General features: G+C 54.9%; 20 protein-coding genes. 2 read left to right on the top strand and 18 right to left on the bottom strand.

Annotated elements, in window-relative coordinates; translation table 11 throughout:
* Positions 1-309 precede the first annotated feature (309 nt).
* On the top strand, positions 310-498 hold the full coding sequence (rpmB, locus tag AWM70_RS10540) for a 50S ribosomal protein L28 (protein WP_068696193.1): 189 nt from the start codon (positions 310-312) through the stop codon (positions 496-498).
* Positions 499-620: 122 nt separating this feature from the next.
* Here the strand turns inward: rpmB and spoVM are convergent, their stop codons facing one another.
* The 18 genes from spoVM to AWM70_RS10630 all read right to left on the bottom strand — a co-directional run bounded on the left by spoVM (position 621) and on the right by AWM70_RS10630 (position 21529).
* Positions 621-701 carry a stage V sporulation protein SpoVM gene (spoVM, locus tag AWM70_RS10545; RefSeq protein ID WP_068696195.1) on the bottom strand — a complete coding sequence of 27 codons (81 nt, stop codon included), beginning with the start codon at positions 699-701 and terminating at the stop codon, positions 621-623.
* A gap of 184 nt (positions 702-885) precedes the next feature.
* The gene (rpe, locus tag AWM70_RS10550; protein ID WP_068696196.1) at positions 886-1554 is read right to left on the bottom strand and encodes a ribulose-phosphate 3-epimerase; all 669 of its coding nucleotides are present in this window, start codon (positions 1552-1554) and stop codon (positions 886-888) included.
* Between the two features lie 4 nt (positions 1555-1558).
* On the bottom strand, positions 1559-2455 hold the full coding sequence (gene rsgA / locus AWM70_RS10555) for a ribosome small subunit-dependent GTPase A (protein WP_068696198.1): 897 nt from the start codon (positions 2453-2455) through the stop codon (positions 1559-1561).
* A gap of 48 nt (positions 2456-2503) precedes the next feature.
* Positions 2504-4675: a Stk1 family PASTA domain-containing Ser/Thr kinase gene (gene pknB, locus AWM70_RS10560; RefSeq protein WP_068696200.1), complete on the bottom strand. Its 2172-nt coding sequence runs from the start codon at positions 4673-4675 to the stop codon at positions 2504-2506.
* Positions 4672-5448 carry a Stp1/IreP family PP2C-type Ser/Thr phosphatase gene (locus tag AWM70_RS10565; protein WP_068696202.1) on the bottom strand — a complete coding sequence of 259 codons (777 nt, stop codon included), beginning with the start codon at positions 5446-5448 and terminating at the stop codon, positions 4672-4674. Before AWM70_RS10565 ends, pknB begins: the two co-directional genes overlap by 4 nt.
* Positions 5449-5454: 6 nt before the next feature.
* A complete protein-coding gene (rlmN, locus tag AWM70_RS10570; protein WP_068696204.1) occupies positions 5455-6501 on the bottom strand; it encodes a dual-specificity RNA methyltransferase RlmN in 1047 nt (348 codons plus the stop codon).
* Between the two features lie 164 nt (positions 6502-6665).
* A complete protein-coding gene (gene rsmB / locus AWM70_RS10575) occupies positions 6666-8159 on the bottom strand; it encodes a 16S rRNA (cytosine(967)-C(5))-methyltransferase RsmB (RefSeq protein WP_083180234.1) in 1494 nt (497 codons plus the stop codon).
* The gene (gene fmt / locus AWM70_RS10580) at positions 8156-9094 is read right to left on the bottom strand and encodes a methionyl-tRNA formyltransferase (protein ID WP_068696206.1); all 939 of its coding nucleotides are present in this window, start codon (positions 9092-9094) and stop codon (positions 8156-8158) included. The genes rsmB and fmt overlap by 4 nt, the downstream gene beginning before the upstream one ends.
* Before the next feature lie 10 nt (positions 9095-9104).
* Positions 9105-9587: a peptide deformylase gene (gene def / locus AWM70_RS10585; RefSeq protein ID WP_068696208.1), complete on the bottom strand. Its 483-nt coding sequence runs from the start codon at positions 9585-9587 to the stop codon at positions 9105-9107.
* A gap of 86 nt (positions 9588-9673) precedes the next feature.
* The gene (gene priA, locus AWM70_RS10590; RefSeq protein ID WP_068696210.1) at positions 9674-12286 is read right to left on the bottom strand and encodes a primosomal protein N'; all 2613 of its coding nucleotides are present in this window, start codon (positions 12284-12286) and stop codon (positions 9674-9676) included.
* Positions 12286-13512 carry a bifunctional phosphopantothenoylcysteine decarboxylase/phosphopantothenate--cysteine ligase CoaBC gene (coaBC, locus tag AWM70_RS10595; RefSeq protein WP_068696212.1) on the bottom strand — a complete coding sequence of 409 codons (1227 nt, stop codon included), beginning with the start codon at positions 13510-13512 and terminating at the stop codon, positions 12286-12288. The genes priA and coaBC overlap by 1 nt, the downstream gene beginning before the upstream one ends.
* Before the next feature lie 167 nt (positions 13513-13679).
* Entirely contained in the window at positions 13680-13913 is a 234-nt protein-coding gene (gene rpoZ, locus AWM70_RS10600) for a DNA-directed RNA polymerase subunit omega (RefSeq protein ID WP_068696214.1), read from the bottom strand.
* A 38-nt stretch (positions 13914-13951) separates the two neighbouring features.
* On the bottom strand, positions 13952-14524 hold the full coding sequence (gene gmk / locus AWM70_RS10605) for a guanylate kinase (RefSeq protein WP_068696216.1): 573 nt from the start codon (positions 14522-14524) through the stop codon (positions 13952-13954).
* Between the two features lie 13 nt (positions 14525-14537).
* The gene (remA, locus tag AWM70_RS10610) at positions 14538-14798 is read right to left on the bottom strand and encodes an extracellular matrix/biofilm regulator RemA (RefSeq protein ID WP_005548256.1); all 261 of its coding nucleotides are present in this window, start codon (positions 14796-14798) and stop codon (positions 14538-14540) included.
* Between the two features lie 42 nt (positions 14799-14840).
* Positions 14841-15731 carry a YicC/YloC family endoribonuclease gene (locus AWM70_RS10615; RefSeq protein WP_068696218.1) on the bottom strand — a complete coding sequence of 297 codons (891 nt, stop codon included), beginning with the start codon at positions 15729-15731 and terminating at the stop codon, positions 14841-14843.
* Positions 15732-15766: 35 nt separating this feature from the next.
* Entirely contained in the window at positions 15767-17665 is a 1899-nt protein-coding gene (locus tag AWM70_RS10620; protein ID WP_068696220.1) for a bifunctional homocysteine S-methyltransferase/methylenetetrahydrofolate reductase, read from the bottom strand.
* A 142-nt stretch (positions 17666-17807) separates the two neighbouring features.
* The gene (gene dapF, locus AWM70_RS10625; RefSeq protein ID WP_068696222.1) at positions 17808-18644 is read right to left on the bottom strand and encodes a diaminopimelate epimerase; all 837 of its coding nucleotides are present in this window, start codon (positions 18642-18644) and stop codon (positions 17808-17810) included.
* A gap of 83 nt (positions 18645-18727) precedes the next feature.
* On the bottom strand, positions 18728-21529 hold the full coding sequence (locus tag AWM70_RS10630; RefSeq protein ID WP_068696224.1) for a calcium-translocating P-type ATPase, SERCA-type: 2802 nt from the start codon (positions 21527-21529) through the stop codon (positions 18728-18730).
* Between the two features lie 183 nt (positions 21530-21712).
* Here AWM70_RS10630 and AWM70_RS10635 point away from each other — a divergent pair, with 183 nt between their 5' ends.
* Positions 21713-23479, top strand: a complete 1767-nt coding sequence (locus tag AWM70_RS10635) for an Rqc2 family fibronectin-binding protein (RefSeq protein ID WP_068696226.1) — start codon at positions 21713-21715, stop codon at positions 23477-23479.
* Positions 23480-23553: the final 74 nt, after the last annotated feature.

Here is a 23553-nt window from a genome sequence, read left to right on the forward strand (position 1 = left end):
TAACGCCAAATCATTTATAAAATCAAAAATGCATGGTCAGGTCAAACTACAGTTCCCGGATCGCTGGTGGCCAATCGCCTGATCAGATCCGCCCGAGTGCAAACCTCCCTGAACCAGCTATCAAACCGCATCAGGGATGCCCGGCTTTAAACAACATTGTACTATAAGAACAAAGAGAAATAAATAAAAGATGCCGGGAGGCGGGAAATAATGTTTACACAGCTGTTGACGTAGCTTTTTTTGCTGTGATATTATATTTAAAGTGTTGTGTTTTCAAGATGATCGTCTTGGAATAAGGAGGTGTAATCAATGTCCCGCAAATGTTATGTAACTGGCAAGAAACCAAGCACCGGTAACCACGTTTCCCACGCAAACAACCGTAACCGCCGTTCTTGGGGCGTAAACGTGCAGAAAGTACGGATCTTGGTCGACGGTAAACCAAAACGCGTTTATGTCAGCACTCGTGCCCTGAAATCCGGCAAAGTAACACGCGTTTAATCACATACGCATATAAACAAAAAGCACCTTTAATTGTAGAGGTGCTTTTTTCATGTCTTGCCTGTGCGGAAAGGCGCAGGGGTTCCGGTTCCCTACGCTTTTGCTCCGGCAACAGTTGTTCTTTAATTCTTCTGAAATGTATTCAAAACAGCCTTCACAAAACCTCCCAGAAACTTCGGCAGCCTAAACGTGTAAAATTTCATGCTTCACCCTCCCCATCGTTCTCACCATTACCATATGCGGATCTGAGTGCCCGAGTCCCGCTTTCGCGCACAAAAAAATGGCTACATGAGAAAAACGCCTGCTCATGTAACCATTTGTATGCGAAGCGGACTCCGCCTATTCCATTCGATCTTGACCTTGCTTGTCCTTTTCGCGGTCAGGGCATCAGCCCCGGGAGACCGCAACGCTCGAACGAATCTCGCGGATGGCCTCCGCCCGGTCGCTCCGGCCGAATACGGCGCTTCCGGCCACCAGCACGTCTGCCCCGGCCTCCACTACGATCGGAGCCGTCTCAGACGTAATGCCGCCGTCTACTTCAATATGCAGATGGGCAATGCCCCGCTCCTGCTGCAGCTTTCGGATTTCGGCGATTTTCCGTACTGTCGTCGGGATGAAGGCTTGTCCGCCGAAACCCGGGTTAACGGTCATGACAAGCACCAGATCCACGTCTTCCAGCACCTGTTCGATAGCCGATACCGGTGTCCCTGGATTAATCGCTACGCCGGCTTTGACGCCATGTTCCTTGATCATATGCAGCACACGGTGCAAATGCACGCAGGCCTCTGCATGAACAGTAATCACATGAGCTCCTGCTTTGGCAAACGCCGGAATGTAATTCTCCGGATTTTCGATCATCAAATGCACATCCAGCGGTTTCTTGGCGATGGGAGCAATCGCGTCCATCACGATCGGGCCGAAGGTCAGATTCGGCACAAAATGGCCGTCCATGACATCAACGTGAATCCAGTCCGCTCCTGCAGCTTCCACTTCCACAATCTCCGCGCCTAGCTTGTCAAAACGAGCCGATAAAATAGAGGGTGCAATATATACCATAACTTTAGTACCTCCGCTTCTTGTCTTTCATTTCCTGGAAAAACTCCACATAATGCTCATACCGACTGGCGGCAATGCCGCCGGATTCCACCGCTTCCCTTACGCGGCAGCCGGGTTCATGCAGATGACTGCAGCCCCGGAATTTACACTGCTCCGCCAGGGGAGCGAATTCAATAAAACAGGAGGACAACTCGTCTACGCCAAGCTCCAGAAAGTCCAGCTGGCTGAATCCCGGCGTATCGGCGACATAAGCGCCGTTGTCGAGCTCGATCAGCTCGACATGCCGGGTCGTATGACGGCCGCGGCCCAGGCGCATGCTGATTTCGCTGGTTTCAAGCGTCAGGCCGGGAAGCATCGCATTCAGCAGCGAAGATTTCCCGACCCCCGACTGCCCGGCAAAGACGCTGATATGGCCGGCCAGGTTCTCTTTGACCCGCTCCATTCCTTCGCCTTTAAGCGAACTCGTGACAAGCACCTTGTAGCCCACTTGTTCATAAAGCTCTACTGTACGGGCAACCTGCTGCTCTTCCTGCGCGTCCATTAAATCGTGTTTGGTCAAACAGATAAGCGCGCGGAGCCCCGCATGCTCAATATGTACAAGAAATTTATCGAGCAGCTGCAAATTCAAGTCAGGCTCTTTCACGGAAAACAGCAGGACGGCAAGACTGGCATTAGCCACGGGCGGACGGATGAGCTCCGTCTCCCGCGGCAAAAGTTCATCCACCGTGCCTTCCCCGTTTTCAGTTGGCGTATAAATGACGCGATCTCCCACAAGGGGGGACAATCCTTTTTTTTTGAAGATTCCTCGTCCGCGGCACTGGACCGTTCCGTCCTCATCCGCTGCATCGGGTTTTACATAATAATAGCCGCTTAACGCTTTAACGATTAAACCTTCAGGCATGAGGTTCCTCGCTTTCATCTATCTAGGTTTGCCGTACGGGTTTGATGATTACCGTCCGTCTTTGTTTTTACTTTTGTCATGACCGTGCTTAATGTCAACAGAGGCAAGAGAATTGCCGGCATAATTGCCCTTATTGTTCATACCCGTAACATCATTCCCCGAACCGTCCTCATCCGATTCACCGGGAACATACGACTCCCCTTGTCCCGGATCGTTTGATTCAGGAGGAGCGGTTACCGGAAGTTCCGGGGTTGGTACCGTTCCCTGCTTGGCGTCAATATACGATACCCGGTAAGTATCGAACAGCTGGCCATCCCGGTATACACTGACCGTGGCGTCTTTGTTAGGGGCTAGAACCAGATCGACCGACAAGGTCTGAACCGTGTTGATCGTTTTGGTTCCCCAGTCCTGATTCTCCCCGCGCGCATCGGTGAAGACAATCCGGATTTTGCTGTTCTTGTCCGCCTGTGCCGGGGCTACCGGAATACCGTAAGAATAATTGACCGCATCCTCCGGATAACCAGTACTGATCGTCAGGGTTACTTCTTCGCCAGGTTCTGCAGAATCACCAGGCTTATAAGGCCACTGCTCGATGACCAAACCTTTGTCAACCGTAAAGCTTGACTCTTGTTTCGTAACCATCGACAAGCCCAGATCGTCTAGCTTGCTTTTAGCCGCTTTCTGGTCCAGTCCGGTCAAATCCGGCATCGTTACCGATTCTTTGCCTTTGCTGATCGTCAGACGAACCGAAGCGATTTCCGGATCAAAGTCACTGTTGGGCGCAGGGTCCTGGCTGATGACCTTGCCAGCTTCAACGGTATCGTTGAATTCCTCGGTACTGGTAATAGAGTCTCCGCTTACACCCAAGTTCGTGAGCTGCTGTTTGGCTTGCTCCAGCGTCATTCCGCTCAGATCGATCATTTTCTCCAGCGGCTTCTCGGTGCTGACCGTCAGGTCAATCAGAGCCCCCTCCTTAACTTCGGTGCCCTCTGGTTTGCTTTGCTCATAGACGACATCAGGATCATAATCCTTGTTATAAGCCTGCTTGACGTTGCCGACCGTAAGGCCCTGCTCGGTCAGTTTTGTTCTGGCTTCATCCTGAGTCAAACCAATCAGATTCGGAACCGTCACATCCGACACTTCCAGCTGGTTCTTGAAATACAAGGCCATGCTTCCAAGAATAACGATAATAGCAAGAACAATGCCGGCCCAAATCCACGGTTTTCTGGATTTTCTCTTTCTCTCGGGTTCCTTAGGCGCCTTCTCAGGCACATCGTCATCTTCGTAATCGCGGCTTCTTCTGCCTTTCGCCGCTCCAGCCGGCTGAGGTTTGATCGCAGGGATGATCAGCGTGTTGTCCTCATCCTCCGGACCAAACTCCAGCTTGGGCTCCGTTCTGCGCTCCGGCAGCAGACAAGTCTCCAGGTCCAGCAGCATTTCCTTGGCGGAGTTGTAACGTTCGCCGGGATTTTTCCGCATCGACTTACAAATAATATTCTCGACGCTCTGCGGAATCATAGGGTTGACCAGACGCGGCTCCTCGAAATCCTCCTGCAGGTGCTTCAGGGCAACGCTGATCGGGCTTTCGCCATGGAAAGGAAGTTTGCCCGTCAGCATTTGATAGAGCACGATGCCAAGAGAATACAAATCCGACTTCTCCCCCGCCGCAACTCCTTTAGCATGCTCAGGGGAGAAATAATGCACAGAACCCACAACCGAACCGGTTTGGGTAATCGTCGCTGAAGTGACCGCCCGCGCAATCCCGAAATCGGTCACTTTCACCCGTCCGTTGCGGCCTATCAAAATATTATGAGGTTTAATATCCCGGTGAATGATTTGGTTCTGATGGGCATGATCCAGCGCATCACAAATTTGGGACGCGATCCGTACCGCTTCATCGACCTGCAGCGGAGCGCGCTCCTTAATAATTTCATTCAGATTCTGGCCTTCGACGTATTCCATCACGATGTAGTATATTTCATTTTCTTCGCCAACATCGTAAATACTCACTACATTCGGATGGGAAAGCGATGCAGCAGACTGCGCTTCCCGGCGGAAGCGGCGGATAAATTCTTCGTCGTTAACGAACTGCTGCCTCAGCACCTTGATCGCGACGTGACGGTTCAGCAGCAGATCTTGAGCTTTATAGACCAGGGCCATGCCACCTCCGCCTATACGCTCAAGAATCTGATAGCGGCCGCCGATTTCGTGACCGATCATAAGCTCAACTCCTTTGTGCCTGACCCAGGTGCTTCGGACTGAAGTTCCAGCAGTACCACAGTAATATTGTCTTCTCCGCCCGCATCAAGGGCGAGCGAAACCAGACGTTCGGCCCGTTCCTTCAAGGAGACCCCTGTCAGCCCCAGCGTCCGGTTGATATCCTGAGCTGATACATAGCTGCTGAGGCCGTCGCTGCAGACGAGCAGAATCTCTTCTTCCTCCAAAGTTACAGGGTAAAGATCCACTTCCACGTCCGCATCGGTACCCAAAGCCCGCATAATGACATTTCTGCGTGGATGAACGCTGGCTTCCTCTGCGCTGATCTGATTGTTTTTGACCAGCTCGTTAACCAGCGTATGATCTTCAGTCAGCTGAACGCTTGTCCCGTTCTTGAACTTATAAGCGCGGCTGTCGCCGATATGGCCGATAACGCCGCCGGAAGGGCCAAGCAATACCGCAACAACCGTTGTGCCCATGCTGTGCAGCTCCTCATGCGCAGAGGCCGTTTCATAAATGACCCTGTTGGCATGCAATATCGCTTCCTTGAGGGCAACCGCGCAGGCCTCGGGATTCAGATGAGGCGAAACCTCATACAAATCAGCCGCAATCGTCTCCACGGCCAGACGGCTGGCCGTATCGCCGGCCTGATGGCCGCCCATTCCGTCGGCTACTATGCCAAGCGTATAACCCTGCTCCAGTTTGACAACGGAGAACGAATCTTCATTGACGGATCGGATATGACCGATATTGGTTACACTTACACTATTGATCAACTGATCTCACCTCGCATTAGACTCCATATGCTTGGCCCGCAGTTGTCCGCAGGCAGCGGCAATATCGTGGCCCTGTTCTCTGCGGATCGTGACATTAATGCCCTGGTCCGCGAGAGCCCGCTGGAATTTGAATATATCATTCCGTGAAGTGCGCACATATTTGCGTTCCGGAACATGGTTAACCGGAATCAGATTGACATGGCAGAGCATGTCCTTGAGAACGGAAGCCAGCTCCTCGGCATGTTCAACCTGGTCGTTGACGCCGCCGATCAACGCATATTCAAACGAAATGCGGCGGCCGGTTTTGGCCTGATAATAACGCAAAGCCTCCATCACGTCATCGAACGGATAACGGCGGTTAACCGGCATAAGCTTCGAGCGCAGGGCATCGTTCGGCGCATGAATGGAGATCGCCAGGTTAATCTGGGTTCCTTCATCCGCAAATTTGTAGATGCTTGGCACGATGCCGCTGGTAGATACAGTAATATGACGCTGGCCGATATTGAGCCCCTTCTCATGGATCATCAGGCGCAGGAATTTCATGGTGTTGTCATAATTCTCGAACGGCTCCCCGGTACCCATGATCACGATGCTGCTGACGCGTTCGCCGCGTTCGTCGAGAATCTGCTGGGCTTTCACTACCTGGGCGACAATTTCACCTGCGGTCAAATCCCGTTTCAAGCCGCCGAGGGTCGAAGCACAGAACGTACAGCCGATCCGGCAGCCCACCTGGGTCGTAACACAGATGCTGTTGCCGTAGTTATGTTTCATAATAACCGTTTCGATCGCATGATCGTCATGAAGACCAAACAGGAATTTGACGGTACCGTCTTTGGACTCGAATTTCGTGATCTCCTTCAGCGTGACAAACTGGAACTGATCGTCCAGCTTTTGGCGCAGAGCTTTGGACAGGTTCGTCATTTCCTCAAAGGAGTTCACCCGTTTCACATAAATCCATTCAAAAATCTGGCTGCCGCGGAACGCCGGCTCGCCTTGTTCTACGGCCCATGCCTGCAGTTCTTCCAGCGTAAAATCATATATAAAAGGTTTCATTTTCACACACCTGTTCTAAATTAATGTATGCTGCCATCTGGGATGCCATGCTCACTCATTCTTCCCATTTTAGCATAAAACCCGGATAGTCTAAAGAGGAAATAACCCGCCAGCTCTGCGCGGCGGGTTAAATTCGGGTTTGATTCCGGGAGAATGGCCGGGAATCAAACCTGTTTAACGAGTCTGGCGATGTAGAAGCCGTCCGAGCCCGCATCCTGCGGCAGCACCTGCAGGCCGACAGGCTCCCGGTCCGCCGCCGCGGCAAGGCGGCGGAACAATTCCGGCGATTCATCCGCCGCGAATTCGGGATGGCGGGCGAGGAACGCCTCGACCGCCCCGGCATTTTCGGCCCGCTCGATCGTGCACGTGCTGTAGACCAGCACGCCGCCCGGCTTCAGCAGGCCGCAGACCGCGTCCAGCAGCTGCTGCTGCAGCTGCGCGATTTCGGCCAAATCCTGCGGAGATTTGGTCCATTTCAAATCCGGCTTCCGCCGGATTACGCCAAGCCCCGAACATGGGGCGTCGAGCAGAATCCGGTCAAAGGAAGCCGGCTCATATTGCCCGGCCAGCTCCAGCGCGTCGCCGGTCCGGGTTTGAACGTTGGACAGGCCAAGCCGCTCGGCCTGCTCCCCGATAAGCTTCGCTTTATGCGCGTGCACATCATTCGCGACTACGGTTCCGCTGCCTTCCATTCGCTCGGCCATGTGGCAGGATTTGCCGCCAGGAGCCGCGCAGCAGTCCAGCACGCTCATGCCTGGCCCGGCCTCGACAGCCTCGGCGACCAGCATGGAGCTTTCGTCCTGGACGGACAACAGCCCTTCCCGGTACCAGCCGGTTAAAGCCATGTTGCCGCCGCCCTGTACGATAATCCCGTCTCCCGACAGCGAAGACGGGACGGCCTCAACCCCCTGAGCCGCCATCTCTTGAAGCAGCCGCTCCCGGTCCGTCTTCGTCCGGTTGACCCGGACGCTGACAGACGGCGGTTCATTATCGGCCCGGCAGATGGCCTCGGCCGTCTGCGCACCATACTGCTTGATCCAGCCTTCGACCATCCATACGGGATGGGATTCTGAAAGGGCAATCCGCTGCGCTGCAGGCAGATCTTCCGGCAGCTTCAGCGTCTCCTTCTGGCGCAGCACGTTCCGCAGCACGCCGTTCACCATGCCGGAGATGCCTTGATGGCCGCGTTTCTTGGCGATATTGACCGCTTCGTTAACCGCAGCGTGGGGCGGAATCCGGTCCAGATAATACAGCTGGTAGAAACTTAATCTCAGCAGGTTGCGAACCCAGGGCTGCAGCTTATCCATCCCTTTGCTCACGAACCGGGCCAGAAAATAATCAATCGTCGAACGTCTGGAGATCGTTCCATACACCAGCTCGGTCGTAAGCCCTACATCCGGGCCGGACAAACCGGCACTCTGAATGGCTCCATTCAGCAGCAAATTGCTGTAGGCTCCTTCCGTTTCCACTTCCGTCAGCACGTAGAGGGCCGTCTCGCGTGCGCTCGACTTGCCGCGCAGACCCGCCGCTCCCGCACCTTTCCCTTTGGAGCCGCCCTGCCTTTGGCTTGTGCCCTGGGCTTTTGAGGGGGTCCCTTGGCCTCCAGCTCTCACTCCACCTGAGCCGCGGCGGCTGCTTCTCCCTTGGTCCATGCTCATGCCAAAACCTCGCCCTGCTTCATTTGACCGCCTCGCACAAACTCGGATGCGGCCATCGCCTTTTTGCCGGCCGGCTGAACGCGCGTGAGCAGCACTACGCCGCTGCCGGCCTGCACTTCGATGCCTTTATCGGACAAGCTCAGTACGGTGCCCGGCGTTTGTCCCGAACCTCCGCCGTTTTCCTTCAGCACGGAGAGCTCCCAAATTTTAAAAACCTCACCGTTCCAAAGCGTAAACGCACCGGAGAAAGGCAGCAGTCCGCGCACACGGTTGCGGATACTCTCTGAATCAGCCGTCCAGTCGATCTTCTCATCTTCGCGGGTCAGATTCGGCGCGTAGGTAGATTCGGCATCATTCTGCGGGATTCGTTCGGCGCGTCCCTCGATAATAAGCGGAAGCTGCTCTTTAAGGAGCTGGGCGCCCGCTGTGCTCAGCTTGTCAAAAATCGTGCCCGATGTGTCGTCATACTCAATCGGAACGACTACTTTGGCGATCATATCGCCCGTGTCCAGTCCTTCGGCCATATACATCAGCGTAACGCCGGTTTCCTTCTCGCCGCTCATAATCGAGCGCTGAATCGGCGCTCCCCCGCGGTATTTCGGCAGCAGGGAGCCGTGCACGTTCAAACAGCCGAATTTAGGCATGTCCAATACCGATTTCGGCAAAATTTGGCCGTAAGCAGCCGTCACAATCAGGTCTGGCTTCAGAGCCGCCACTTCAGCAACCGCTTCAGGAGCACGGAGACGGGAAGGCTGAAGCACGGGGATGCCGTGCTTCAAAGCCGCTTCCTTCACGGGAGTTGGAGTCAGCACTTTCTTCCGCCCCTGCGGACGGTCCGGCTGCGTCACAACTCCTACGATGTTATAGCCTTCGGCCAAAAGCATCTCGAGGGACGGAACCGCAAACTGCGGGGTCCCCATAAATACAATATTCATGCGATCCGCCTCACTCTCGTTCCTCTTCTTCGCGGGGAGTTTCATAGACCCGTTCGGCGATATCTGTATACAGAACGCCGTCCAGATGGTCGATCTCGTGCTGGAATGCCCGTGCCAGCAGATCAGATCCGGTATAAGTCACCTCGTTGCCATTGCGGTCCAGGCCTTTCACCGTTACCGTCTGGGCGCGTTTGACGTCGCCGCGGTAGCCGGGAATGCTGAGGCAGCCTTCAGGGCCAAACTGCTCGCCCTCTTTGGACACGATCTCAGGGTTAATCAGCTCGATCAGCCCGTTGTCGTCGCCGACATCCACTACGATCATCCGTTTCAGAATGCCGACCTGCGGAGCAGCCAGGCCTACGCCTTCGGCGTGATACATCGTGTCGGCCATGTCGGTCAGCAGCTTCTGCACATTAGGGGTAATCTTCGTAACTTCCTTTGCTCTCTTATGGAGCACTTCATCCGGTTCAAGCACAATAATTCTTAATGCCATATAAATTCCCTTCCTTCACTTCACGGAGTCAATTGTGTATTCAGTATATGCGGCGAACAAAATCGGAGGTTCCTTGCCCGCCGTCCTTACATCAGCATTTGCGGATCCACGTCGATGCTGATCTGCAGCAGTGAATCTTTAAGACCGTCCAGCATGCCTGCGGCGGTTCGCCGGACCAATTCAACCGCATCAATGTCTCCCCGATATTTTACCATACATTGAAACCGATAGCGTTTCTTTAAGCGCGGCATCGGAGAAGCAATCGGCCCCAGAATGTCCAGCGCTTCCGCAGACAAGCGGTCCAGGCTGCCAAACACGCCTTTCTTCACGGCATTGCCGCGCAGCTCGGCCGCAAAATTTTCAGCCATGCGCACCAGCACCGGCATATGCTCATGAGACAGGGTGATCAGGATCAGCCGGCAGTAAGGCGGATAGCCGAGCCCTCTGCGGTGCTGCAGCTCCTCCCGTACAAAAGATAAATAATCATGCCTGCTGGCATGGATAATGGAGTAATGCTCCGGCATATAAGACTGGATAAAAACCTCGCCCGGCAGCTGATGCCGGCCTGCCCGTCCGGCCACCTGCGTCAGCAGCTGGAACGTCTTCTCAGCGGCGCGGAAGTCAGGCAGATTCAGCGCCGAGTCTGCGGCAATAGCCCCTACGAGGGTGACGTTGGGAAAATCCAGGCCTTTGGCGACCATCTGCGTACCGAGCAGCACATCGCCTTTTTGTTCCCGGAACGCCTGCAGCAGGCGTTCATGGGATCCTTTTTCCGTCGTCGTATCGACATCCATCCGGATGACCCGAATGCCCGGGAACAGCTTGGCCAGCTCCCCTTCCACGCGCTGCGTCCCCGTTCCGAAATAGCGGATATGCTCGCTCCCGCATTCCGGACAGATTGAAGGAGCAGGCTCGGCATGGCCGCAGTAATGGCAGCGGAGATTGTTGGACTTCTCATGGTACGTCAGCGAAATGTCGCAGTCCGGGCAATTCGCCACATAACCGCAGCTGCGGCACATGACGAAGGTTGAGAAGCCACGGCGGTTGAGAAAAAGCACCGATTGCTCCTTCCTTTCCAGCCGGTCGGCGATCGCCTGATGCAGCGGGCGGCTGAACATGGAACGGTTGCCTTCCTTCAGCTCCTCCCGCATATCCACGATATGCACTTTGGGCAGGCTGCTGCCTGAAGGGCGGTTCCGCATTTCAAGCAGCATCGGCGCAAACTCGTCATCCGACTGGGAACGCGCCGCATGGTAGCTTTCCAGGGATGGCGTTGCCGAGCCGAGGATCACCACCGCGCCGTGCTGGCGCGCCCTGCGGACGGCGACATCACGGGCATGATACTTCGGCGTTTCCTCCTGCTTGTAGGAAGTTTCATGCTCTTCGTCCATCACAATAAGCCCCAGCCGCTCAAACGGTGCAAACACGGCTGATCGCGCGCCGATCGCTACCTGAACCTTGCCTTCACGGATCTTGCGCCACTCGTCATATCGTTCCCCGCCTGACAACCGGCTGTGCAGAATCGCCACCTTGTTGCCAAAACGTCCTTTAAACCGCTCCACCATCTGCGGCGTCAGCGAAATTTCCGGCACCAGCACAATGGCCTGGCGGTCCTGGGCAATACAACGTTCAATGGTCTGCAGGTAAACCTCGGTTTTCCCGCTGCCCGTAACGCCGTGCAGCAGAAAAGTATCATGAACACGGGCCTGAAGGGCTCCGTTGATTTTGTCAAATACATCACTTTGTTCATCCGTCAGCTCCAGCGGGACCGTAGCCTTAAATCTCCGGTCGGCGTATGGATCGCGGTAGACCTCGACGTCTTCAATGACGGCATACCCTTTCTCTGCGAGCTTCTTGACCGTCCCTGCCGTAACCCCGAGGGTTGACAGCAGCTCCTGCTGGGAAATCGGAATCCCGACCTCAAGCAGGAACTCCAGCACCTCCTTCTGGCGGCGGGCCTGGGCGGTAAAAGAAGCCAAAGCCGCTTCGGCTGCTTCGCCGGATACGGCCGCGGCCACGGTTTTGACCGTCTTCCTGCGCATCTGGTCTTTAATCTGCTGGGTTTCTGTCAGCAATCCTTGGCTCAGCAGCGCCTTGACCGTTTCTCCTTCCTCGGGATAACGTTTGCCCAGCTGGGATAACGGCACAAGACCGGCGTTTCGCACAAACGCCAGAATCGAGCGGGCTTCCGGAGGCAGCGCCGCCGTCAAGGCAAACAAAGCTCCCTGCTCCCCCTCCATGGACCCGCCAACCGATCGGAACAAGTTCTCCGCGTTCCCTGTGCCCGATGCAGGAACACCGGCTCCGGCAGCAGCCTCCGCATATCCCGGCTGGAGATCGGGGACGCTGACATATCGTTCGGCTTTGCCTTTCAGCGCTGACGGAATCATCACCTGCAGCGCAGCAATTGTCGTGCAGGCGTATTTGCGGCTCATCCAGCCCGCCAGTTCGACCAGATCCGGCGACAGCGGAGGCAGATGATCGAGCAGCTCCTGAATCGGCTTGATCCGCGCCGGGTCCATATCCGACTGCTTCTCCAGACCCACTACGAATCCCTGAAGGGTCCGGCGTCCAAACGGCACGCCGACCCGGCTGCCGATTTCAATCCAGCCTGCCATATCCGGCGGAATCCGGTAATCAAACGGCCGGTCGGTATCACGGCTGGGTACATCGACAATCACTTTGGCGATCGTATACATCAGCCCTGCGCTCCCGGAAGACGCTGCGCGGCCAATTCAAGAATCCGGCGGGCAGTCTGCTGTTTGGACATCAGCGGCAGCTTCTGCACCAGCCCGTTTGCATCATAAATATGAACAATATTTGTGTCGGTGCCGAATCCGGCTCCTTCAGACGTAACATCATTAGCTACGATCAGATCACAATTTTTGCGGCGGAGCTTATCCAAAGCATAATGTTCCAAATCGTTGGTTTCAGCCGCAAAGCCGATCAGCAGCTGTCCGTTTTTTTTGCGCCCCAGCTGCTCAAGAATATCTACGTTTTTGACCAGTTCGAGCGTCAGCGTGTCCCCGCTTTTTTTGATCTTGCGGTCCGCCTGGACAGCCGGCCGGTAATCGGCTACAGCTGCCGCTTTGATCACGATGTCGCTGCTGTCAAAATGACGCAGGACAGCGTCGTACATATTTTGTGCGGATTGAACGCGCTCCAGCTCGATGCCTTTTCCGGCAGGCGGCTGAACCTGCGTGCTTCCGGCGATCAGCACCACCTCGGCGCCGAGCTCGCGGGCGGCCTCCGCCAGGGCGAAGCCCATTTTTCCGGAAGAGTCATTGGTGATATAACGAACAGGGTCGATTCGCTCAACGGTCCCTCCTGCGGTGACGACCACCTTTTTCCCCGTTAACGGACCTGCTGCCCTTGCCTCTTCCCGAGCAAAAAACTGCTCCACAACCGCAACTATCTCTTCCGGCTCTTCCAGGCGGCCCTTGCCGACATATCCGCAGGCCAGCAGACCGCTGCCAGGCTCGACAAACAGGACCCCCTGCTGCACCAGCTCATTCATATTGCGAACCACCGCGGGATGCTGATACATATGTACATTCATCGCGGGAGCCACCATAATCGGCGCTTCGGTAGCCAGCAAGGTTGTAGATAACATATCATCCGCCAGCCCGGCGGCCATTTTCCCGATCATATTTGCAGTTGCCGGAGCCACCAGCACCAAATCAGCCCAATCGGCCAGATCAATATGCGCGATCACCGAAGGATCTTTTTCATCAAACGTATCCGAGTACACCGGTGCTTTCGACAGAGCCAAAAAAGTAAGCTCACCAATAAATTTTTTGGCCGACTCCGTCATAATGACCCGCACTTCGGCCCCCTGCTTGACAAGCTTGCTGCACAGGGAAGCGGCCTTAAAGGCCGCGATGCCCCCTGTAACGCCCAGCACGATTTTTTTGCCGTTCAACATCCTTATTCCCCCCGCTTTCAAACTGCCTTTCCGGTACGCTTCAAGCCCCTACAGCAGGAAGAAACGCCGCACTCGGCTTAACCGGAGTTACCGCGTTTCCTTCTAGGGGATTTAACCTTTTAAAAAAATAACAACCTTGCGGTTGTCATTATCAGCTACGCTGCAAATTATTCCTTTTCGTTCCCATCTTCGTCCGAAAATTCCCGGCCGTCCCGTTTGATTTTGACAAAATCGCCGTAGATCTCTTCCAGGGCAACACCGACCTGCTTATGGGATTTAGGTCCTTTAAGCTCGGACTTTTCGCCTTCTCTAAGCTGTCTTGCTCTGCGGGATGCCGCAACAACCAGCGAATATTTGCTGTCAACTTTCTCGAGCATTTTATCAATAGATGGATACAGCACTCTCTACACCTCTTCTTCGGGCAGCGCCTTCCGCCCTTTTATTTATGCACTCTACAATGTTCGGCGACAATGATGCTTTCTATTCGCTTGCATGCCAAATCAATTTGATCGTTAACTACAGCATAATCATAATACTCAAGCAGACCCATTTCATCAACCGCCACTGACAAACGGTGATCGATCGTCGCCTGATTCTCCGTTCCGCGGCCTACGATCCGATCTTTCAGCTCCTCCATGGATGGAGGAAGCAGGAACACAAATACGCCTTCCGGAAATTTCTCTTTCACTTTGAGCGCACCCTGCACTTCAATTTCAAGAATGATATCTTTGCCGCTGCCTATGGTCTGCTCCACGAAATCACGCGGAGTCCCATAATAGTTGTCCACATAACGGGCATGCTCCAGCAGCTGATCGTTGTCGATCATGGCTTGGAACTCCTCATGGGTCTTGAAGAAGTAGTTCACGCCGTGTTCTTCGCCCGCCCGCGGCTGACGGGTAGTCGCCGAGACGGAGTATACGAGCTCAGGCATGCGCTGTCTCAATTCTTTGCATACGGTACCTTTCCCGACACCCGAAGGACCGGATAATACAATCAATAAACCTTTAGACATTGTTCTCTCCATTTTACTCGTCATTGTCATCGTCTTTGGTAGATAAACGATGCGCCACCGTTTCCGGCTGAACAGCTGACAAAATGACATGGTCGCTGTCCGTAATAATTACCGCCCGCGTTCTCCGGCCATATGTAGCATCAATCAGCATATGCCGGTCTCTCGCCTCCTGAATAATCCGTTTAATCGGCGCGGATTCAGGACTTACGATGGAAATGATACGATTGGCTGACACAATATTGCCGAAGCCAATATTAATAAGTTTGATTGCCATGTACAGGTTGTTCCCCCTAATTTAGTGCCGTGAGCCTCAGAGCTACTCCAGATTCGCCGCTTGTTCGCGGATCTTCTCAAGTTCGGCTTTCATCTCAACGACAAGGTTAACGATTGCGAGATGATTGGCTTTGGAACCAATCGTATTCACTTCCCGGTTCATTTCCTGGATCAGGAAATCAAGCTTTCTTCCGGCAGGCTCGCTCCCGGACAGCAGTCCCTGGCATTGGGCCAAATGACTGCTCAGCCTTGTCAGTTCTTCGTCAATGTTGGATTTATCGGCAAACACCGCTACCTCCATGTTAAACCTCTGCTCGTCGAAAGAGCCGTCCAGCAGCTCGGCAAGCCGGTTTCTAAGCCGGACGCGGTATTCCTCCACCACATGGGGAGCAAGCTTGACCAACTCGGCATGCAAAGCCCCCAGATGTCCGAACCGCTGCAATAAATCCTCCGCCAGATGATTCCCTTCTTTAAGGCGCATAGCGGAAAGCCCATCCAGCGCTTGTCCAAGCACCTGACGAAGAACGGCTTCCCATTCCTCCTGACTGCCGGCATCATGAGCTTCGGCCTGTTCGGCCGGCATCATAACGCCTGGCATCGTCAAAAGCTGGGCAGCCGTCGGCATGCCCTCTAATCCGAAGGCTTCCATTAATTCTTTCGCGGATTGTACAAAATCCCGGGCCGCAGAAAGATTGAGCTTCTGAGCTCCAGAGCCCTCATCTTCCCTTTCCTTGCTAATAAAAACATCAATTCGTCCCCGTTTGACCCGGCTCTGCACCAGCCGCCGCAATCCGTCTTCATAACAGGTCCACTCTCTCGGCATGCGGAATACAATTTCACAGTACCGGTGGTTGACAGATTTGACTTCACATTGGATCACATAACCGCCAAAACGCAGAACGGATTGACCGAATCCGGTCATACTAAATGACATCGGCATCACATCCGTTACACTATTGTAATTGAAAATTAAGAGTGAAACAAGTAGGAGGCGCGCTCTTTCGACTTCTCCTGCACATATTTCGCCAGAGCCACGCTCATTTCGTAGAATAAAAACGGCGTCATCAAATAGATTCCGTTAAAATGCTCCATGGCCGCGTCCAGCAGCTCTTTGGCAATTTCTACACCCTCCAGCCTGCCTGCTTCCCCGGAAAGTCCGCTCATCCGCGCCCGGATCGATTCAGGCAGCTCGATGCCCGGCACCTCGTTGTGCAGATACTCCGCATTTTTCCCGCTGGCCAGCGGCATGATCCCAATAAAGATCGGGATATCGAGATGCGCGGTCGCTTCCTTGATTCTTACGATCAGCTCGGGATCATAAACCGGCTGCGTCATGACGTAATCGGCGCCCGAAGCCATCTTCTTCTCCAGCCGCTGAACGGCCTTGTCCAGATGCTTGACGTTCGGGTTGAAAGCCGCTCCGACAACAAACTTAGCTTTATGCTTCAGAGGTTTGCCCGAAAAAGCGATCCCCTCGTTAAGCTGCTTGATCATCTTGATGATCTGGAACGAGGTCAGGTCATAAACCGAACTAGCGTCCGGCAGATCGCCGAACCGCGAAGGATCGCCCGTAACGGCGAGTACATGGTTGATTCCCAAAGCGTCAAACCCCATCATATGCGACTGGGTGCCGATCAGATTGCGGTCGCGGCAGGCGATATGCGCCAGCGTGCGCAGTCCGATCCGCTCCTGCACCAAATGGCCCAGCGCCATGTTGCTCATCCGCGCCACGGCGAGGGAATTGTCGGCCATCGTGACGGCGTCCACGCCGGCTTCCTTCAAAGCCGCCGCCCCCTCCATAAATTTGGTGATGTCCAGATCCCGCGGAGGATCAAGCTCAACAATCAGGGTAGGACGCTGTTTGACAAGATCCACAAGCGTCGGAGCCTCAGTCCCCTCCGTTCCCCCGGCTGACGGCTCTCCTGCTTTGCCGTTAAGCTGACGGATAACGGAAACGGTTTCACGCGGCAGCTTCGGCGCAGCCGCAAGCGGCTGCGGGACGTAATCCGCCAGCGCCTTGGCCATCTCGGCTATATGCTCCGGTGTGGTTCCGCAGCAGCCGCCAAGCAGCCGCACCCCCACCGCCGCAAAATCCTTCGCCCGTTCGCCGAAATAAGCAGGCGTCGCACGGTATACATATTTCCCATCCACAAAGCTGGCCAAACCTGCGTTCGGATAAACGGACAAAGGAATCTCAAGCGGGACAGGCAACTGCTGCTGAATAACGCTCATGATGCCCTGTGGACCGGAATGACAGTTGAAGCCGACTACGTCCACGCCTTCCTGCTTCAGAATGCTGAACGCGTCTGTAATCGCGTAACCGTCCAGCGTCCGTCCTACCTGATCGACGGCAAACTGCGAAATGATCGGAACATTTGCGCGTTCCCTGATGCACTTAACCGCAATCTCCATTTCCTCGAGATCAAAAAAGGTCTCCAGCAAAATGCCGTCCACGCCTTCCTCCAGCAGCGCGTCAATTTGCTGGCCGAAATACAGGCCGAGCTCCCGCGCCGAAACGTTGATCCGGCGCCCGCTGCGGATCGAGCCTACCGCCCCGATGACATAAGCCGAAGTACCCGCAGCTGCTTCCCTGGCGATCCGCACGCCTGCCCGGTTGATTTCAGCCGTCTTGGACTCCAGTCCGAATTTGGACAATTTATAAGCATTCGCTGAAAACGTATTGGTTTCAATGACGCTTGCTCCTGCCTGAATATATTGGGTATGCACCTCGCGGATGGCTTCCGGGGAAACCAGGTTCAATTCATCATAGGATATGCCGACGGGATGGCCTAATTGAGACAAATAGGTTCCCATAGCCCCGTCGCCAATCAAGATTTTGCTCTCAAGTGCCTTGCGCAGATCCGTCATAAACTCCCCTCTTTCTTCCGGGCTGAAATTTTATTTAATGTACCATACATTTCATAGAAAAATAAGAGATTCTTTCAGCTCTAAACAAAAACGTTCGGCAAGCAGGTTTCCCTGTCCGCCGAACGTTCAGTTAAAATGCCTCTTAAACAGCCAGCTCGCCCCGGTAAACGGTCTCCGCCGGTCCTGTCATATAAACGTGATTATCCTCCGCGTTCCATTCGATGAACAGGTCGCCTCCGGCAAGGCCGACCCAGGCGCTGCGCCCTGTCAGCCCGTTCAGCACGGATGAAACCAGCGTCGCGCAGGCGCCGGTGCCACAGGCGAGAGTCGGGCCGGCGCCGCGTTCCCAGACGCGCATTTCGATGCGCTCCGGACCGGTAACGGTCGCGAATTCTACATTGGTTCTCCGCGGGAACAGCGGATGCTTCTCCAGCTTCGGCCCCCAGGTATGAACATCGTACATGGGAGCATCCTCCACATAAATCACCGCATGGGGATTTCCCATAGAGACGCCTGTGAACCGGAAGGTTTCGCCCTCTACCTCTACAGGACGGTCAATGATTTCGCTGCCGTCAAGCGTCGTCGGAATCAGCCGTCCCTCCAGAATCGGAGCACCCATATCCACTCTGACCGTCTTCACCTTGCCGTTCTCCACGGCGAGTGTTACCGGCTGCACGCCGGCTCCCAGCGTTTCTATCGTAATGTCCGTACGGTTTATATGCCCGTTATCATAAACGTATTTGGCCGCGCAGCGAATCGCATTGCCGCATTGCTCCGCTTCGGTGCCGTCCGAGTTGATGATGACCATCCGGAAATCCGCCGTTTCGGACGGAAGAATGAACACCAGGCCATCAGCTCCGACCCCAAAATGCCTGTCGCAATATCGAACGGCCAGCTCGGCGGCCTGCCCCAGAAGCTGCTTCATCCCGTAAAAGACGAGAAAATCGTTGCCAAGTCCGTGCATTTTCGTAAATTCCATCCGCTTACACTCCTCAAAGCATGTACTGTTACCTTCATTGTAACGAATAGTGTATGCTTTGCAAACCCGGATGGCTATTCACTTTATGCACGAATATTTGTACTATTCACCGCAGCAGGACGGCCGTTTGTTCCCGCAGGGCGGCGGCGGTTGCCGGACCAGACGCTGCCAGCGCCCATCAGGAAGGTCGGGATGCCTGCCGCTACTAAGGAAATGGCCCATTCGCGGAAGCCGAGCGGAACCGTCTTGAAGATCGGTTGCAGCGGTTCGATGTACATCACAGCCAGCGTCATAAGAACCGAAGACAAGACGGCAAACACCAGAAACTTGTTCTGCAGCATATTGCGGTGAAAGATCGAACGCGAGCTGCGGCAGTCAAACACATGGATAAGCTGAGCCATTACCAGCGTAACAAAAGCAACGGACTGAGCCTTCATCAGCTGTCCCGGGTCATCCGGCGAAATTTGCAGCGTCAGCCAGAAGGCGCCCAGTGTACAAACGCCGATCAAAATGCCCCGGCTCATGATTTTCCAGCCTAACCGGCGGGCAAAAATATTTTCCTTGGCGCCGCGCGGCTTATGCTCCATCAGATCCTTCTCCGGCTGATCGACGCCAAGCGCCATAGCCGGCAGGCCATCGGTTACCAGATTGACCCACAGAATCTGAATCGGCAGCAGCGGCAGCGGCAGACCGGCCAGCATGGCAAAAAACATCGTCAAAATTTCGCCGACATTGGAGGCCAGCAGATAACGGATAAATTTGCGGATATTTTCATAAATATTTCGGCCCTCTTCGATGGCGGACACGATGGTCGAGAAATTGTCGTCGCTCAGGATCAGCGAAGAGGCTTCTTTGGAGACGTCCGTGCCGGTGATGCCCATCGCAATGCCGATGTCAGCCGCCTTGATCGCGGGAGCGTCATTGACGCCATCGCCGGTCATGGCCACCACATGCCCTCTGCGCTGCAAAGACTTGACAATCCGCAGCTTATGTTCGGGCGATACCCGGGAATAGACAAAAACTTCGTCGCTGACCTTATCCAGCTCATCGTCGCTTAAAGAAGCAAGCTGCTGGCCGCTCATTACCCTGCCGCCCCGCGGGATAATGCCCAGATCATGGGCGATGGCTTCCGCTGTAAGGCCGTGGTCGCCCGTAATCATGACCGTTTTGATGCCGGCCTTGCGGCATACGGCAATCGCGTCGCGCGCTTCGCGGCGCGGCGGATCAATCATGCCGGTCAGCCCTGCAAAGATCAGCTGGGACTCGGCGGAATCCTCATCTTTAACCTGGTCATGCGGCCGCACCTCGCGATAAGCCAGACCCAGGACGCGCAGCGCTCCCCGCGCCATCGATTCATTGGCAGCGCCAACCTTCTGGCGCAGCGTGCCGGTCAGCGGGACAACCTTGCCGTCCCACAAAATATGGGAGCAGCGGTCCAGCAGCATATCCGGTGCGCCTTTAACGAACAGCAAACGTCCACCTTGATGAGAGACAAGAACCGACATCCGTTTGCGTTTGGCGTCAAACGGAAACTCTGTTTCTTTGGTATACAAAGCAGACAGCGTGGCGGGCGAATGATCCATTTTCGATGCGAGAGCGACCAGCGCGCCTTCTGTCGGATCCCCCTTCAGCACCCATCTGGAGTCCTTCTGTTCGTTCCCCGAACGTTTGCGGTTTGGCGTTTCTTCCTCGGTTGTTTCGACGATCTCGGCGTTGCTGCACAATGCGCTAATCTGCAGGATGCGCCGCAGTCCCTGCTCCTTGCGCAAATCAACCGGCCGGCCGCCGTCCCAAATATCGCCGCGAGGCTCGTAGCCTTCGCCTGTGACTTTAAATTCCCGGCCTTCGGCCCAAACTTTGGTCACCGTCATTTTATTCTGGGTCAGCGTCCCCGTCTTGTCCGAGCAAATAACGGACGCGCAGCCCAAGGTTTCAACGGACGGCAGCTTGCGCACAATCGCCTTGCGTTTGATCATCCGCTGAACGCCCAGCGCCAGCGCAATGGTAACAATCGCCGGAAGGCCTTCCGGAATGGCGGCCACAGCCAGGCTGACACCGGCGAAGAACATATTGCCCGGAGGCTGTCCATGCAAAATGCCGGCCAAAACGACAACCACCGTCAAAGCCAGCGCCACAACGATCAGAATTTTGCCTAACTGCTCAAGTCTGCGCTGCAGCGGCGTCTCCTGACTTTCCGTATTTTGAATCAGGTCGGCGATTTTGCCCATTTCCGTATCCATGCCGGTGCGGATGACAATCCCCTTGCCGCTGCCGCGGGTAACCATGGTGCCCATGAAGCCGATATTCTTCTGGTCGCCCAGCGGCACATCCTCCTCCGGAATAGCTTGAGCAAATTTTCCCACCGGATGGGATTCACCCGTCAAAGCGGATTCCTCTACATCGCAGCCGGTCGTCTCCAGCCAGCGGATATCGGCCGGGATCCGGTCCCCGCTCTCCAGCAGCACAATGTCACCCGGAACGATCTCCTTTGCGGGAATGACGATTTCCTTGCCCCCGCGCAGCACCTTCGCGCTGGGAGCCGACAGCTGCTTAAGCGCCCGCAGCGACCGTTCCGCCCGGAATTCCTGAATAAAACCCAGAAATCCGTTCAGCACGATAATCGCCACGATCGTAATGGCATCCAGATATTCGCCGAGCAGGCCCGAGATGAGCGTGGCACCCATCAGCACCAGCATCATAAAGTCTTTAAATTGATTCAAAAACAGCAGCAGCGGCGATACCCTCTTGGCTTCCTGCAGCTCGTTCCAGCCAGCCGTCTCCCGCCACTTGTCCGCCTCTTCGGAGGACAGCCCTTGATCCCGCTTCACCTGAAACCATTCCAGCAGCTCTTTCGGTTCAAGGCGGTGCCAACTATTTTGTTCCATGCTCCTTCTTCCCTCCCGTAATTTCTGCGTTCTTGACCGCGTGAAGGCTTTTCCACCTAGGGTAAATGTATTCAGGCCCGTCCCGAAATATCACAGGCACTTAAGTTTTTGCTCCAAGTATGGCATCATAGGGGAAGAAGACATTAGGAAGACAATACATGGATACTAGGAGAATCATTAACTATGGCACTTGACGGCATTGTAACCCGCGCTATCGTGCAGGAGCTTCAGGCCTGCATCGGCGCACGCATTAATAAAATTCACCAGCCCTCCGATAACGATATTGTCATGCATTTAAGAACGAGAAACGGCAATCAGCGTCTGCTGCTGTCGGCCAATCCGACCTATCCGCGGGTGCATTTCACTGAAGCTTCATTCATGAATCCGCAGGAGGCCCCGATGTTCTGCATGCTGCTGCGCAAACACTGCGAAGGCGGCGTAATCGAGCAGGTTAGCCAGGTTGGCATGGAGCGGATTATCCACCTGGATCTCAGACAGAGGGACGAGCTTGGCGACACCTCTCGAAAAAGAATCATCATAGAGCTGATGGGCAGACACAGCAACCTGATTCTGGTCGATCCCGCTACAGGCACGCAGCTGGACGGCATTCACCACGTCACCCCGTCGATCAGCAGCTACCGCGTGGTCATGCCCGGCTTCGCGTATACCGAGCCGCCCCAGCAGAACAAACTGAACCCGCTGGAAACGGACAAAACCCGGTTTCTGGAGCTGCTTCAAAGCGCAGCTGAACCTGCGGAGCCTCAGTGGCTGGTCGAGGCATTCAGCGGCTTAAGCCCGCTGCTAGCCCAGGAGCTTCTCATCCGGGCCGCGCAGGCTCGACAGGCTGATCCCGGAGGAAGCGAAGCGGCAGATGCGTTTGAGCAGAGCTTGTGGAACGCTTTTTCAGAGGTGATGGAACAGATTCGGAGCGGCCGATTCGAGCCGACTTCGGGGGATAATGCCAAAGGCAAAAGCATCTTCTCGGCTGTGGACCTCACGATCATCAAGCCGGACACGAAACGCAGCTACGAAACGATCAGCCTTTGCATGGAGGATTATTACGGCGACAAGGCCGAGCGGGACACGGTCAAGCAGAAGGTCGGCGACCTGCTGCGGTTCCTGCAGAACGAGCGGAGCAAAAACATCAAAAAGCTGTCCAATCTGCAGAAGGACCTGGATGATGCCGAGGATGCCGAGAAATACAAAGTCTGGGGCGAGCTGCTGCTGCCTTCGCTGCATTTGATTACCAAAGGCCAAACCGAGGTCGAGCTCGTCAATTATTACGATGAAGAACAGGGAATGATCCGCGTTCCGCTGGATCCCCTCCTGACGCCTTCGGAGAATGCGCAGCGTTATTTCAAGAAGTACAACAAGTTCAAGAACAGTCTCGCCGTCATCGACGAGCAGCTCAAGAAAACCCATGAGGAAATCGCTTATATGGACGAGCTGCTGCAGCAGCTGGCTTTTGCCAGCATGAATGATATTGAAGAAATTCGCGAGGAGCTGACCACCCAAGGTTATTTGCGTGATCGGGGGCGGAAGAACGGGAAGAAGAAGAAAAAGGATCATCGGCCGACCCTGCATGTCTATACTTCTTCCGAAGGCATCGAAATGGTCGTCGGCAAAAACAATCTGCAGAACGAATACATCACCAACCGGCTGGGAACGCCGAACGACACCTGGCTCCATACCAAGGATATCCCCGGCTCCCATGTGCTGATCCGCGCGCACTCCTTCTCGGACGCCACGCTGGAGGAAGCTGCGCAGCTTGCGGCTTATTTCAGCCAGGCCAAAGAGTCCAGCAGCGTCCCGGTTGACTGCACGCTGATTCGTCACGTCAGAAAACCCAGCGGCGCCAAACCAGGTTTCGTCATTTACGACCATCAGCGCACCCTGTTTGTTACGCCGGATGAGCAGCTTGTCAAATCTCTGCCAAACACGATTAAATAACCCGACAAACTAAAAGTCTTCTGAAAATAAACGAGAGCAGCCGCTGCCGGTCCCCCGGCTTTCGGCTGCTCTTT

This window comes from Paenibacillus yonginensis (assembly GCF_001685395.1).
Lineage (GTDB): Bacteria > Bacillota > Bacilli > Paenibacillales > Paenibacillaceae > Fontibacillus > Fontibacillus yonginensis.

What these genes read in the sequence shown, in the direction of transcription:
- rpmB (WP_068696193.1), top strand. Translation starts at nt 310, where the DNA reads ATGTCCCGCAAATGTTATGTAACTGGCAAGAAACCAAGCACCGGTAAC.
- spoVM (WP_068696195.1), bottom strand. Translation starts at nt 701, where the DNA reads ATGAAATTTTACACGTTTAGGCTGCCGAAGTTTCTGGGAGGTTTTGTG.
- rpe (WP_068696196.1), bottom strand. Translation starts at nt 1,554, where the DNA reads ATGGTATATATTGCACCCTCTATTTTATCGGCTCGTTTTGACAAGCTA.
- rsgA (WP_068696198.1), bottom strand. Translation starts at nt 2,455, where the DNA reads ATGCCTGAAGGTTTAATCGTTAAAGCGTTAAGCGGCTATTATTATGTA.
- pknB (WP_068696200.1), bottom strand. Translation starts at nt 4,675, where the DNA reads ATGATCGGTCACGAAATCGGCGGCCGCTATCAGATTCTTGAGCGTATA.
- rlmN (WP_068696204.1), bottom strand. Translation starts at nt 6,501, where the DNA reads ATGAAACCTTTTATATATGATTTTACGCTGGAAGAACTGCAGGCATGG.
- rsmB (WP_083180234.1), bottom strand. Translation starts at nt 8,159, where the DNA reads ATGAGCATGGACCAAGGGAGAAGCAGCCGCCGCGGCTCAGGTGGAGTG.
- fmt (WP_068696206.1), bottom strand. Translation starts at nt 9,094, where the DNA reads ATGAATATTGTATTTATGGGGACCCCGCAGTTTGCGGTTCCGTCCCTC.
- def (WP_068696208.1), bottom strand. Translation starts at nt 9,587, where the DNA reads ATGGCATTAAGAATTATTGTGCTTGAACCGGATGAAGTGCTCCATAAG.
- priA (WP_068696210.1), bottom strand. Translation starts at nt 12,286, where the DNA reads ATGTATACGATCGCCAAAGTGATTGTCGATGTACCCAGCCGTGATACC.
- coaBC (WP_068696212.1), bottom strand. Translation starts at nt 13,512, where the DNA reads ATGTTGAACGGCAAAAAAATCGTGCTGGGCGTTACAGGGGGCATCGCG.
- gmk (WP_068696216.1), bottom strand. Translation starts at nt 14,524, where the DNA reads ATGTCTAAAGGTTTATTGATTGTATTATCCGGTCCTTCGGGTGTCGGG.
- remA (WP_005548256.1), bottom strand. Translation starts at nt 14,798, where the DNA reads ATGGCAATCAAACTTATTAATATTGGCTTCGGCAATATTGTGTCAGCC.
- AWM70_RS10615 (WP_068696218.1), bottom strand. Translation starts at nt 15,731, where the DNA reads ATGTCATTTAGTATGACCGGATTCGGTCAATCCGTTCTGCGTTTTGGC.
- AWM70_RS10620 (WP_068696220.1), bottom strand. Translation starts at nt 17,665, where the DNA reads ATGACGGATCTGCGCAAGGCACTTGAGAGCAAAATCTTGATTGGCGAC.
- dapF (WP_068696222.1), bottom strand. Translation starts at nt 18,644, where the DNA reads ATGGAATTTACGAAAATGCACGGACTTGGCAACGATTTTCTCGTCTTT.
- AWM70_RS10630 (WP_068696224.1), bottom strand. Translation starts at nt 21,529, where the DNA reads ATGGAACAAAATAGTTGGCACCGCCTTGAACCGAAAGAGCTGCTGGAA.
- AWM70_RS10635 (WP_068696226.1), top strand. Translation starts at nt 21,713, where the DNA reads ATGGCACTTGACGGCATTGTAACCCGCGCTATCGTGCAGGAGCTTCAG.